The 12218-nt window shown below is 65.8% G+C and carries 11 protein-coding genes and 1 pseudogene; 9 read left to right on the top strand and 3 right to left on the bottom strand.

What is annotated here, in order from left to right:
* Positions 1–146: 146 nt before the first annotated feature.
* Positions 147–1100, top strand: a complete 954-nt coding sequence (gene trbB / locus ACODR1_RS03130) for a P-type conjugative transfer ATPase TrbB (protein WP_488879160.1) — start codon at positions 147–149, stop codon at positions 1098–1100.
* A 101-nt stretch (positions 1101–1201) separates the two neighbouring features.
* On the opposite strand, the gene ACODR1_RS03135 is transcribed toward trbB, so the two are convergent.
* Positions 1202–1597, bottom strand: coding sequence for a thermonuclease family protein (locus tag ACODR1_RS03135; protein WP_488879161.1), 396 nt, complete (start codon positions 1595–1597; stop codon positions 1202–1204).
* Positions 1598–2164: 567 nt separating this feature from the next.
* Between ACODR1_RS03135 and ACODR1_RS03140 the strand changes: the two genes are divergently transcribed.
* The gene (locus ACODR1_RS03140; protein ID WP_488879162.1) at positions 2165–3907 is read left to right on the top strand and encodes a hypothetical protein; all 1743 of its coding nucleotides are present in this window, start codon (positions 2165–2167) and stop codon (positions 3905–3907) included.
* Between the two features lie 485 nt (positions 3908–4392).
* Positions 4393–4764: a response regulator gene (locus ACODR1_RS03145; protein WP_488879163.1), complete on the top strand. Its 372-nt coding sequence runs from the start codon at positions 4393–4395 to the stop codon at positions 4762–4764.
* A gap of 77 nt (positions 4765–4841) precedes the next feature.
* Here the strand turns inward: ACODR1_RS03145 and ACODR1_RS03150 are convergent.
* Positions 4842–4976: pseudogene (locus ACODR1_RS03150) on the bottom strand (transposase); the annotation flags it as partial.
* 90 nt (positions 4977–5066) lie between these two features.
* On the opposite strand from ACODR1_RS03150, the gene ACODR1_RS03155 reads away from it, so the two are divergent.
* Together ACODR1_RS03155 and nhaA are read left to right on the top strand one after the other, a co-directional pair.
* On the top strand, positions 5067–5363 hold the full coding sequence (locus ACODR1_RS03155; protein ID WP_488879164.1) for a LysR substrate-binding domain-containing protein: 297 nt from the start codon (positions 5067–5069) through the stop codon (positions 5361–5363).
* A 164-nt stretch (positions 5364–5527) separates the two neighbouring features.
* The gene (gene nhaA, locus ACODR1_RS03160) at positions 5528–6724 is read left to right on the top strand and encodes a Na+/H+ antiporter NhaA (protein ID WP_488879165.1); all 1197 of its coding nucleotides are present in this window, start codon (positions 5528–5530) and stop codon (positions 6722–6724) included.
* 231 nt (positions 6725–6955) lie between these two features.
* Here the strand turns inward: nhaA and ACODR1_RS03165 are convergent, their stop codons facing one another.
* Complete coding sequence (locus tag ACODR1_RS03165) at positions 6956–7054, bottom strand: DUF2256 domain-containing protein (RefSeq protein ID WP_488879166.1); 99 nt, start codon at positions 7052–7054, stop codon at positions 6956–6958.
* Between the two features lie 560 nt (positions 7055–7614).
* Here ACODR1_RS03165 and ACODR1_RS03170 point away from each other — a divergent pair.
* The 4 genes from ACODR1_RS03170 (at position 7615) to ACODR1_RS03185 (ending at position 11960) form a co-directional block, all read left to right on the top strand.
* On the top strand, positions 7615–8154 hold the full coding sequence (locus ACODR1_RS03170; RefSeq protein ID WP_488879167.1) for a lipocalin family protein: 540 nt from the start codon (positions 7615–7617) through the stop codon (positions 8152–8154).
* A gap of 24 nt (positions 8155–8178) precedes the next feature.
* Entirely contained in the window at positions 8179–9708 is a 1530-nt protein-coding gene (locus ACODR1_RS03175) for a cryptochrome/photolyase family protein (protein WP_488879168.1), read from the top strand.
* A gap of 126 nt (positions 9709–9834) precedes the next feature.
* A complete protein-coding gene (locus tag ACODR1_RS03180; RefSeq protein ID WP_488879169.1) occupies positions 9835–11109 on the top strand; it encodes a type IV toxin-antitoxin system AbiEi family antitoxin in 1275 nt (424 codons plus the stop codon).
* Positions 11094–11960, top strand: coding sequence for a nucleotidyl transferase AbiEii/AbiGii toxin family protein (locus ACODR1_RS03185; protein ID WP_488879170.1), 867 nt, complete (start codon positions 11094–11096; stop codon positions 11958–11960). Before ACODR1_RS03180 ends, ACODR1_RS03185 begins: the two co-directional genes overlap by 16 nt.
* Positions 11961–12218: the final 258 nt, after the last annotated feature.

Below are 12218 nucleotides of genomic sequence, written 5' to 3' on the forward strand. Positions count from 1 at the left end.
CCCAACGACTGGCTCGGCGTGCGTGCGGCGCGGCCAAGCGGGCCGCCGCTGCAAGCGGCGCCGGCCAGGGCCGCCAGGACGCCCAGCGCGCCTGCGCCGGCGATCCTCAGCGTCGCCGACCTGACCTTCGATTTCGAGGACTGACCATGACCGTCCACGCCCCCGAAACCCAGGCGCGCAAGGCCCAGGCCCTGGCGCACGCCTTGGGACCGGTCATCGCCGAGGCCCTGGCCGCCCCCGACGTGGTCGAGGTGATCGTCAACGCCGACGGGGCGATCTGGATCGAACGGGCCGGTGCGGGACGGGTCCATAGCGGTCAGATAATCGCTCGAGCTGACGCCGAACGGGTGCTGCGCCTGGTGGCTGACCATGCCGGCGATGTGGTCAATCACGACAACCCCCTGCCCAGCGCCACCCTGCCGGGCGGCGAGCGCTTCCAGGGCGTCTATGCGCCGGTGTCGGCGGGCCCCGGCTTCGTGATCCGCAAACGCCCGCAGACCATCTTCACCCTGGCGGACTATGTCGACCAGGCGGTGATGAGCAGCGCCCAGGCCATGGTCCTGGAAGCGGCCGCCCAGGCGCGGGAGAATATCCTGATCGTCGGCGGGACGGGCACGGGCAAGACCACCCTGGCCAACGCAATCCTGGCCCTTCCAGCCTTCGCCCAGGATCGCGTCATCCTGATCGAGGACACCGCCGAACTGCAGTGCGCGGCGCCCGATCAGCTGGCGCTGCTGACCCGCCGCGCCGACCCTCCGATCAGCATGGCGGACCTGGTGCGCACCGCGCTTCGTCTGCGGCCCGACCGGATCGTCATCGGCGAGGTTCGCGACGGCAGCGCGCTGGACCTGCTCAAGGCCTGGAACACCGGCCACCCTGGGGGCTTGGCGACCCTCCACGCCAACAGCGCCCCAGAGGCGCTCGACCGACTGGAGGACCTGATCGGAGAGGTGAGCCAGGCCATCCCCCGCCGCGCGATTGGCCAGGCCATCGGCCTGATCGTCTTTCTGCGACGCACGCCGGGCGGCCGACGACTGGAAAGCCTGGTGCGGGTCGACGGTTGGACGGTGGAGGCCGGCTACCGGTTGACGCTGATCTGACCCCTGCCAGGCGCCTGAGGTTGCTCAGGCGCGCGCGAGCAGCAGGTCGATCATGGCCTGGAACCGAAAGATCCGGGGCGTCCGTCGCGATTCATGTCGTTCTACCGAGCGGGCGCCCAATGGCCTCGCCTGGCTTCGCGGGCCTGGGCTTCTTCCTTGGCGTACGCGCCCTTGCTGTAGCGCCGGTACTCGGTCGCCAAGCCCGAGCGGATAAGCGCGGCGTTCACGTCGGGGGTCACCTCCGACCAGCAGCGGCCCACGAAGCGGCCATACCGATCCCGATCGACAAAACGGCAGCCGACCCGCCCGCGGGTGAGGCGAACGAGTTCGTCGCGAGCCGCGTAGGCAAGCGGTTCGGCTGGCGTTTTCCCGCGCCGAACTTCTGGCGCATCGACCCCGAAGAGCCGAACGCGCTCGGGCCCGCACCGCAGCGTATCGCCGTCATGAACGGTGGGCGCGGTGCAGGCGATGACGGCGGCGGCGAGCGAAGCAAGCATAGGGCGCTTGTCGCTGCAGCTAGCCTGTGGCGCAAGCTGTAGAGGGCGATGCTCGGGCCAGGCGGTTTGTTCGGGCCTACACGCGGGACGCTGCCTGGCCGCACGCTTGGCCTTCCTGCGGGTAGATCACCCCTGCCGCGGTCCGTTTTCCCGAGACCCGAAGGCCCCAGCAACACCAGGGTCTCGCCCCGTCCGATCTTCAGATCCACGTCCCGCAGCGCGTGTACGTCGCCAGCGCCGGTGGGATAGGTCTTGCAAAGGCCCCTAAGCTCGAATCCGGACCCCGGCGACGGCGACGGCGACGGGTCACTGACAGGCATGGTCGACCTCCACGCAATCGATCACCTGCTCTCACTTTCCGGCCAAGGACGGCTGTGATCGTGATCCGCCGCAAGTCCGCGCCGTGTCGCGCGAGCGCAGCGCTCCTCAGCTCAAAGATCGGCTTCGTGCCGCCCTAGAAATGCTCGCAATGGGGGTGTGAAAATAAATACATCTCAAGGGTGCGTGGTGTTGTGTTTTCCGGCTCAGGCAAGCGGTCGTGTGGGCGATCGCGAATGGGGACACATCATGCGCGCATCGATCCTCGGCAAGTTGGGCGCCGCCGTAGCCTTCACCCTCGGCGTGGGTTCGGCCGTGCCGGGCGGGGCCTTCACCCAGAGTGTCAGCCTGGGGCCCGTCAACGCCGTGCCGATGGGGCACGAATGGCTGACCCGCATGTCGGCCATCGAGCTGCTGGGTTATTCGCCGGCCAGCGCCCCCGACCTGCCCGACCCCAACGACCCGCGGCGCGGCTGGACCGTGGGCGGCGGCAGGGCCTGGAACACCGTCCTGAACGGTCCTGGCCAGGCCGAGGCCCAGCGCATCCGCAGCCAGCGATGGAACGACACCCGCTACGCCTCGCGCTACAAGGCCGTCTACGACGCCATCATCGGCGAACGCTGGGTCGATCTGGCCGGCTACAGCGTCGCCGAATCGAAGAAGTGCTGGGACGCCGTGGCCCAGGAGCCGGCCGAGGTGCAGTACGATCACTTCATGCGCCGCTACGACGACAACGGCCCGGACGGCGGCGTGCGCGCGGCCAAAACCTCGCAACAGCGCTTCGTCGATTACTTCGTCGCCGCCGCCACTGCGCCCAAGTCGAACATCGCGGTCTATGACGGCGGGGTGACCTCGTCGCTGGTGACGGTCGACCGCAACTACTTCCTGTTCGGCCGGGCGGTGCACCTGTTCCAGGATTCGTTCAGCTCCGAGCACACGGTGCGGACCGCCAGCGACAACTACATCAAGGTGCGCGAGGTGAAGAGCTACCTGTGCGCGCTGGGCTCCGAGCAGCACAGCCACTCGAACTGGGCCGTGGCCGTCGACTATTCCAGCGGCGACGTGATCTGGAAGGCCACGGTCGACGGCCGGCTAAACCCCAGCTGGGACGCCTACAAGGCCAGCAACATGAAGCCGACGGCCCTGGTCGCGACCGAAGCCAGCAAGGACCTTTGGGCCGCCTTCATCCGCACCATGGGCCTGCCGCCGGCCCAGCGCGCCGCCGCCGCCCGGGCCGAGGCCAACACCCTGGTCAAGAACTGGCTGAGCTACGACGAGACCGAAATGCGCGGCTGGTACGCCAACGCCGCCAACCGTGGCGACACCTATGTGCTGGCCGCCGGACAGAGCGGCAAGGGCATGACCCAGGCCCAGTGCATGAGCAAGCTGGACTTCGGAACCACCGACCAGGCCGCGGCGGTCCGCCAGCTGCAGGACACCCAGCGCCAGTGCCTCTACAACGCCCTGCCCAACCCCGGCTATGAGGACCAGTTCGATCCGCAGACCCGGATCTGGTACAACTGGCGCTGGCGCAACGGGCCGATCGCGCCCATGAGCCCCACGCCCGCCGGCTGGCAGATCCCGACCCAACCGGCCAGCACCAGCACGGTGGTGCGGATCCAGAGCGTGGCCAACGGCAAGTACATGATCGCCCCGGACGGGGTGGTCCCCGACTCGCTGATCTACAATCGCGACGGAACGCCGCTGGACTTCGCCCGGATCGGGCCCAACACCAGCACGATGTTCCGATCCGCCCAGGACCCGATGCTGTTCCTCGACTACCGGGCTGTGACCGGCGCGGTGAAGCTGTTCGCGCCCGGCAACGGGACCCAGCCGGCCACCTACGACCTGCAGAGCGCCGGCCAGGGCACGTCGATCCGCAACACCTACTGGAACCAGTACATCTGGCTGTCGGGCGACGAGCCCTACCTGACGCGCACGGGCAACCCGAAGAACGCCAACGCCCAGTGGCGCATCCAAGCCCAGCCTTAAGGGCTGGCATGACGTGCGTTTGGCCCATCGCGATAAAGCCGTGCGGCGAGGTCGTGTCGGCGACCACGGCTCTACCACGCACCGCCGCGCGCATGACCTGGCGTCCACGGCGGCTGTCGGCGGTGCGGGGTCCGCCGTTCTGCCCTTTTTGCTGGTTCTCGGCGAAGAACCATGTCCAGGCGGGCGGAACGCGAGGAGCGCGCCTGGAGAGCCTTGTGGACGTCCGCTATGTGGGGCTTGATGATCCCTGCAACACCGGCTCGATCGCGGGCGAACTGCGTCGCGCCCTTGACGGAGGCGGCTTTGGGCGTGGTCGGTCGATACGCCTGAAGAGCGTACGGCGGGGACGTTGCGCAGACGCGTAGTAACGGGGGCTAGAATCTCAGCAGCGCGAGGTCCGTCCGGGGGAGCTCGCCGACCGCCTGCAGGTCTAGGGCGCCTGTGTTTACAGTCGGCGTTTACGGTGCGATGTCACAGGAGGGACTATGGCTCGCATTCTGATAGTCGATGACGACGAACTGCTGCGTCAGGTCTATGCCAGCGCACTCGATGGGGCGGGACACTACACCGAAGAAGCCGAGCACGGCGGTCGCGCCATAGAGAAGCTGGAGCGTATCGCCTTCGATTTGGTCCTAATCGACCTGCTGATGCCTGTCCGCGAGGGCATCGAGACCATAATGGAGGTGAAGCGGCGCTGGCCGAGCGTGAAGGTCATCGCCGTGAGCGCAGGCGCGGGCCGACTTCACCCAGGAACCCTTTTGGATCTGGCCTCGGGTCTGGGGGCCGATGAAACGCTGATGAAGCCGGCAAGCCGGGACATGCTTTTGACAAGCGTTGCGCGCCAGTTGCGTGAGTAAATCTTAACCGGAACCGCCGCCGGGGTCGTGGTCGGCCTGCCCGGCATAATCACTGTGGGCGGCGAGTGAGGCCTCCGACTGGTGAGCATGTGGACGATGCCCGAGACCACGCGACGATCGTCCACGCGATGCGCGCCCTTGCGTCCGCGCGGCAGCAGCGGCTCGATCCGAGCCCACTCCTCGTCGCTAGGCCACTGAACCTGCTTGGCCATCTCAAGGCTCCCTTTCAGAAGCCTTGAATCGGCAACCCCCGATTACCGCCAGCGCTTATTGAGTACCGACCCTAGGCGTCCGCGGCGCTGATGGGCGAGCATGCGAGCCTGAAAATCGAGCTGGATCTGACTGAGCGGCTGGCCGATCCGGTGCAGGACCGGCTGGACGCGGTCATCCGCATCGGCCAACTGACCGATATCGCCCTGATCGCCAACAAGCTGGCGGACCAGATGCGATTGGTGGTCGCCGCGCCGGACTACCTGGCCCGCAGCGGAACACCGGGTTGCATCCAAGACCTCCGCGGCCACCGCTTGCTCGACAAGATGCATGGCGCGGACCATCCGGGGATGGGCCGACCTCCTGGGCGGCCCGGCTGGTCATTCTAGGCTGCAAGGTCGCGCCTAACCCGGCGCCAAGAGAGCGGCATTAGCCACGCACGGTTGAGACTTGTTCGTCCCAGCGTCGGATGTGATAGGCAGGGCTGGGTGGTCAGCCGTGTTGGTTGATCAGGGCTTACGTTGGTCGGGCCGCCAGCGCGGAGACCCGCGCCATGCTTGAGCGCCCCCGCAAGCTGTCCGTCTTACGAGAACTTCTGGACAGCGGAGCCGCCGGCGGGCTCCTCCTCATGGCCGCCGCCGTGCTCGCGCTTTTCGTCGCCAATTCACCGTTGGCGGACAACTACTTCAGCGCGCTTCACACGTCGTTCGCCGGTCTCGACCTTCTCCATTGGATCAACGATGGCCTGATGGCGATCTTCTTCCTGTTCGTTGGGCTTGAGATCAAGCGCGAGTTCCTGGACGGGCAGTTGGCCACCTGGTCAAACCGGGCGCTGCCGTGCATCGCCGCGGCCGGCGGCGTCGTCGTTCCCGCACTCATCTATGCCGGTTTGAACGCAGCAAGCGGCGACACACTTCGCGGCTGGGCCATCCCGACCGCCACGGACATCGCCTTCGCGCTCGGCGTTCTCTCGCTCCTGGGTCCGCGAGTTCCGACGAGCCTCAAGGTCTTTCTGGCGACGCTCGCCATTGTTGACGACCTCGCGGCGGTGCTGATCATCGCCGTGTTCCACACCGCCGAGCTCAATGTCGCGGCGCTTGCGGGGGCAGTGATCGCAAGCCTGTTGCTGGTAGGCCTTAATCGGCTAAAGGTAACGAGGCTCGCGCCCTATCTGGTGCTCGGCCTGGCCCTTTGGTGGCTCGTCCTGCTGTCGGGCGTCCACGCCACGATCGCCGGCGTGATCCTGGCCATGACCATTCCCTTGCACGCCTCAAAGGCCGCGCCGGACGATGCGACCTCGCCGCTCCATCGCCTGGAACACGGGCTGGCGCCCTGGGTGGCGTTCCTGGTCGTCCCGATCTTCGGCTTCGCCAATGCCGGCGTCTCCTTCGCCGGCATGACGGCTGCGGTGCTTTTCCAGCCTGTCACGCTGGGCGTGGCCTTGGGTCTGTTCCTGGGCAAGCAGGCCGGCGTCTTCTTGGCGGCATGGCTAGCGATCCGCTTGCGGATCGCGTGCTTGCCAGTCGCGGCCTCCTGGCTCCAACTCTACGGTGTCAGCCTGCTGTGCGGGATTGGTTTCACAATGAGCCTCTTCATCGGACTCCTGGCATTCAAGGATGCCGCGCTTCAAGACGAGGTGAAGGTGGGGGTTCTTGTCGGCTCGCTTGTTTCAGCGTGGCTTGGAGCCGCCCTCTTGAGCCGTTCCAAGAAGCGCCTGCCAGTTGCGGCTGAAACGCCTCAAGCGCGATAGCCGAGCGTTTCGTGGCCGGTGATCACTCGATGAATCTGCCCCGCGAAGGTCGTGTTCCTGGAGCCGGCCCAACGGCGGCTACTGGCGCGCAGCGGCGCGGCGTCGGTGATACGGCGCGGTTCTTCTTCCGCTGACGCGAAGCTTGGCCCGCGCGCCGGCCGTTCAGGCGTCGGCGCGTTCCCCGCGCCGCAGATCGAGCTTGCAGCGATCTGAACAGGTCTTCACCAACGCCTAGTCGCGGGCCCACTTCCTTCGCCATGAGAATGGCCGGCCACACACCAGGCACACCTTGTCTGGCGTGGTCGATTTGGGTCGGCGAGACGTCTTCACCGGGTCCTGCCAGGCAGGCTCACCACCACGGGGCGGCCCGATCAGCTGGCGTCGCGGGTTTGGCGCTCCATAGGAATACGAAATTGCGGTGCTCGGCCCAGGTCTGCCCTTCCACTGCGCCGCCCCTCAGGCAGGCGGTCGTATGATAGGGCCCTTTGCCGTCGCTGGTTCGAAAGCTTACGCAAATGCGGCTCCGCGCCGTCCGCCACCGGCCCGCCTCGATCGCGCTGTCGTAGAAGCTGCCCGTCACCCGTCCGTCATCCTCCAAGACTAGGCTCATGCCCTTGAAGTAGGGCGCGCTGTCGCTCGCCGAGAGGTCGACGACCCAATCTCCCGCAAGGGACGTGGGTTGGAGCGCCGACGGGGGCGAGGGCGTGGCGGCCAGGAGTAGGGCGAGGGCGACCGAGAGCATCGAAACCTCCTTTATGCGAAGTCGACCTAGCTACGCGCCAATCGCCGGGCCGGACGCGTGGCCGGGCGCTTGCGCCCGCATCCTCTCGCATCCGATCCCACATCCCGCCGCCTCAATGCCTCGTATCTTAGGGCGGAGGACAGACATCATGCGCAAGCACATGCTCATCGGCCTTTCAGCGCTGGCCATCGCCTCTGGCGCCCGGGCCCAAGACGACCGGCCGATCGATCCAGCCGAGCACTATTCCGGTGTCTGGCTGGAGGTCGGCCGCACGCCGATGCGCCTTACCGACGGCTGCGTGGCGGGGACCACGCGCTATGTCCTCAAGGATCCGACCCATGTCGAGGTGGTCGACGACTGCCGACAGGGCGGTGTCGACGGCAAGCGGCGCGCCATTTCTGGCCGTGGACGAATAGAGGACCCAGGCGTCAACCGGCGGCTGAAGGTCGCCTACGCGCCGTTCGTCACCTGGCGCTACGTCGTCATGGACCGAGATCCCGAGGGGGAATGGTTCATCGCGGCAAATCCCAAGCTCAGCAAGGTCTTCCTCTACACCCGCGCGTCGCCGTCCAATGAAACGCTCGGCGCGCTCGAGGCGAGGGTCCGTCGTCTCGGCTACGCGGGCGCGCTAGAATTTCCCGCGAACGCGGTCGCACCGTCGGGCGAGCCCGTTGCACAGAAGCGATGAACGCGGCCTGGAGGAGGGCGAGCCGTGAAAACCTTGCGCCTGGTTCTTGGCGATCAACTTTCCAGCGGGCTCTCGGCGCTCGAGGACGCCGAACCGGGCCGGGACGTGGTCCTGATGATCGAGAGTCGGGCCGAGGCCACCGCCTGGAAACACCACAAGCAAAAGCTCGTCCTGGTCTGGTCGGCCATGCGGCAGTTCGCCGAGCGCTTGCGGCGGGAGGGTTTGGACGTCCGCTACGTGGGCCTCGACGATCCCGGCAACCGCGGTTCGATCGCGGGCGAACTGTGTCGCGTCCTTGACGAAGGCGGCTTCAGGCGTGTGATCCGTACGGCCTGCGGCAAGTGGGGTCTGGAGCAAGCGCTGCTAAACCTCGATCTGCCCGTGCCCGTCGAGACCCGGGAGGACAGCCGCTTCCTTTGCTCGAGATCCGAATTCGCGGGCTGGGCCGAAGGCCGCCGTGAGCTGCGGATGGAGTATTTTTATCGCGAGATGCGGCGGAAGACGGGCCTCCTGATGGACGGCGGCGAACCGGCCGGCGGCCGCTGGAACCTCGACGCCGATAACCGCCGCAAGTTACCCGCGGGGCTCGCGCCGCCTGAGCGCCTGCGCGTAACGCCCAACCCCACGACCAGGCGCATGATCGACCGGGTCGCCCACGGCTTCGACGATCATTTCGGGGCGATCGAGCCGTTCGGCTGGCCGACCAATTCACAGGAGGCGGAAGCCGTCTTCCAGCACTTCCTGGACGATCTCCTGCCATCCTTCGGCGACTGGCAGGACGCCATGGCTTGGGAGCGCCCTTTTCTGTGGCATAGCCTGATCTCACCTGCTCTCAATATCGGCCTCCTGGACCCCCTGGACATCTGTCGGCGCGCCGAAGCGGCCTATCGCCAGGGACGCGCGCCGCTCAACGCCGTCGAAGGCTTCATTCGCCAGATCATAGGCTGGCGCGAGTTCGTGCGCGGCGTCTACTGGCTGAAGATGCCGGAATATGGGCGGCGCAACGCTCTGGACGCGCACGGCGCGCTGCCGTGGTTCTACTGGTCGGGCGAGACCGACATGGCCTGTGTGGCCGACACCGTGCGAGCGGCGCGTGACCACGCCTACGCCCATCACATCCAGCGGCTGATGATCACCGGAAACCTCGCCATGCTCCTTGGGGTGGATCCGGATGCTGTCGACGACTGGTACATGGTCGTGTTCGCCGACGCCTACGAGTGGGTGGAGATGCCCAACACGCGCGGCATGGCGACCTTCGCCGATGGTGGCATCGTTGGCTCCAAGCCCTACGCGGCCAGCGGGGCCTACATCGACCGGATGAGTAATTACTGCCGCGGCTGTCGCTACGATGTCAAAGATCGGCTTGGCGACAACGCCTGTCCGTTCAACGCGCTCTATTGGGATTTTCTCGACCGCAATCTCGGTCGATTGCGAGGACAAGGGCGCATGATGATGCCGCTGCGCGCTCTTGAGAGGATGGGGGAAGGCGATCGTCGCGCCCTCCGCGCAAAGGCGAGCGCGCTGCGCGAAAGCATGGGCGTTTTCTCCCGCTGATCGTCTACGACTGATGGAAGGATAAGTCGCGACAGCCACGGCAATCAGCTTTACGACCATCGGTGTGGGCTGACTACGCGCCGCGATCCATCGCGCGACGACAGCTACCAGGCCTGGCTCGACCGGTTGCATCCGGACGATCGCGATGAGACGGTGGCGTTGATCGAAGCGGCTCGCGATAGCCGGTCGACTTTCCATCATGAGTTCCGCGCCCAGTGGCCACCCATTTCACTCAATCCGACTATTTCAACGTACGTTGAAAATGCGCAATCCAGTGAAACTGCGGTTGACATTTTTCATTGTATGGCGCATTTTCAACGGATGCTGAAAGTGCACGATCCATTGAAATTTGAGCGGGAGGCGGTTGAAGCGCTAGAAGCCCTCATCGAACTCATTCCGATCGCCCGCCTGGAGGGCGTCCATTTCGAGCAAGACGATCCCGACGTCGGCGCCGACGCAGTCTTGAACCTGACCGTGGGCGATCGCCCCTATCTCCTGGTCTGCGAGGTCAAGAGCAACGGGCACCCGCGAGCGACCCGAGATGCTATCCAGCAGCTCAAGCACTGGAAGTATCATTCCATGCCTGCCGCGCCGATTTTTCTGGCCCCCTACATCTCCGAACAATCGCGTGCGCTCTGCGTGGAGGCTGGCGTCAACTATTTCGACCTGTTTGGAAACACCCGCCTGCATCTGGACAACCTGTTTCTCGAACGCACGGTCGCCGACAAGCCCGCCAGCGAGCGCCGCGATCTGAAGTCGCTGTTCAAGCCCAAGTCGGCCCGCGTTCTGCGCTGGCTGCTGCGCGACCCGGTCACCCCGGTCCGACTGCAGGAAATCGCCGACGGCGCCACCGTCAGCCTCGGCCAGGTGCACAACGTCAAGGAAGGCCTGCTGGCCCGCGAGTGGGCCCAATCCACGTCCGAGGGACTGATCCTGACCGATCCCGACAGCCTGTTGGACGCCTGGCGCGACGACTACGAAGCCCCACCTGGGCAGACGCGCAAGTACTACACCATCCACCATGGCGAGGCGCTGACGGCGCGACTGAAGGGGCTGATGGCGAACGATCGCGTCGAACCGGTGCTGATGCTGGGGTCCTATTCGGCCGCCAACTGGCTTGCCCCCTACGGCCGAAACGAGACGACCTTCCTCTACGCCTGGCCGGAGGTTCTGCCGGAGTTGGAGGCGGCGTTGGCGCTTGAGCCGGCCGCCAAGGGCGCCAATCTCCTGGTCAAGGTGCTTGAGGACGAAAGCGTGCTGCTGGACGCCGTCGAACCGACGTCCGACCTCTTGGTCACCTCGCCCGTCCAGACCTATCTGGATCTCTACAATTCCGGTGAGCGTGGTCGTGAAGCGGCCGAGTTCCTGCGTCGAAAGGGACTCTCATGGCCAAGGGCATGACCGAAATCCATCCGCCCGCGCACGCCTATGACGACCGATCGATCCAGGCCGTCAAAGCCGTTCTTCTAGAGATCGGGCAGATCCTTGGCAGCTATCGCAACAAGTTCGTCGTCATCGGCGGCGCGGTGCCATGGCTGCTGCTGGACAATCCGCAGATGCGCCATATCGGCTCGCTCGATGTCGATCTTAGCCTGGACCCCATCGCCCTTGGCGACGGTGAATATGCGGGCCTTATCGAGGAACTGAAGAAGCATGGCTATGCGCAGGGCGAGGACCTGAAGAAGTTCCAGATGGTCCGCGTCATCGACGCTGCGGACGGCGGGCCGCCGATCTCGATCATCGTCGACTTCTTGATGCCGCGCGACGCTGTCATCGAAAAGAACGTGCCGCCCCTGATCGAGAACTTCGCCGTCCAGAAAGCCGATGGCGCGGCGCTGGCGCTGAAGTTCAGTGAGAGCTTCCTGCTGGAGGGTGTCATGCCCAAGGGCGGTAAGAACGGGATCGAACTCAAGGTCGCCTCGATCCCGGCGCTCCTCGCCATGAAGGGATTTGCCCTGGCTGGGCGCTCCAAGGACAAGGACGCCTACGACGTCTACTACTGCGTGCGAAACTACGAGGGCGGCGTCGCGGCGCTGGTCGAGGACTGCAGGCCGCTGCTGGACGACCCCGAAGCGGTGAGCGCCTTCAAGATCATCGCCGAAAAATTCGCCGACCGCGATTTTCACGGACCCGAGACGGTGGCGCGCTTCGCCGTCGAGGCCAAAATCCTCGGCGAGCGCACTCGAGATCAGTGGCAGACCGACGCCTACGGGCAGGTTTCTGCGTGGCTGAAGGGCTTGGGCCTAGTCTAGGCGCCGGCGTCGCGATGCTCTCGCGGCTAGGCGGGCCAGCATTCTAGTGCCAGCTTACCAGCCCCCTGGCCGACAGGGACGCAGGCGTGGAAAGTCGGCTTCGCCTCATCGGATAAGAGCGGCGGTTAGCATTAACCGGGGCAGACCTAAGGCGATGCAAGAGAAAGACTTCCCGCTTTCAGAGGGCGGGCTCTGCTGACGCTGGGCCGGGAAAATCCAGTGTGCAGACAAACGCGTAAGGCCCAAAGGGGCCGGACG

This window comes from Caulobacter sp. FG7, from assembly GCF_057808875.1.

Excerpts from the sequence above, each read along its gene's own strand:
- ACODR1_RS03155 (WP_488879164.1), top strand. The coding sequence starts at position 5,067 with ATGGGCGAGCATGCGAGCCTGAAAATCGAGCTGGATCTGACTGAGCGG.
- ACODR1_RS03170 (WP_488879167.1), top strand. The coding sequence starts at position 7,615 with ATGCGCAAGCACATGCTCATCGGCCTTTCAGCGCTGGCCATCGCCTCT.
- trbB (WP_488879160.1), top strand. The coding sequence starts at position 147 with ATGACCGTCCACGCCCCCGAAACCCAGGCGCGCAAGGCCCAGGCCCTG.
- ACODR1_RS03140 (WP_488879162.1), top strand. The coding sequence starts at position 2,165 with ATGCGCGCATCGATCCTCGGCAAGTTGGGCGCCGCCGTAGCCTTCACC.
- nhaA (WP_488879165.1), top strand. The coding sequence starts at position 5,528 with ATGCTTGAGCGCCCCCGCAAGCTGTCCGTCTTACGAGAACTTCTGGAC.
- ACODR1_RS03145 (WP_488879163.1), top strand. The coding sequence starts at position 4,393 with ATGGCTCGCATTCTGATAGTCGATGACGACGAACTGCTGCGTCAGGTC.
- ACODR1_RS03135 (WP_488879161.1), bottom strand. The coding sequence starts at position 1,597 with ATGCTTGCTTCGCTCGCCGCCGCCGTCATCGCCTGCACCGCGCCCACC.
- ACODR1_RS03185 (WP_488879170.1), top strand. The coding sequence starts at position 11,094 with ATGGCCAAGGGCATGACCGAAATCCATCCGCCCGCGCACGCCTATGAC.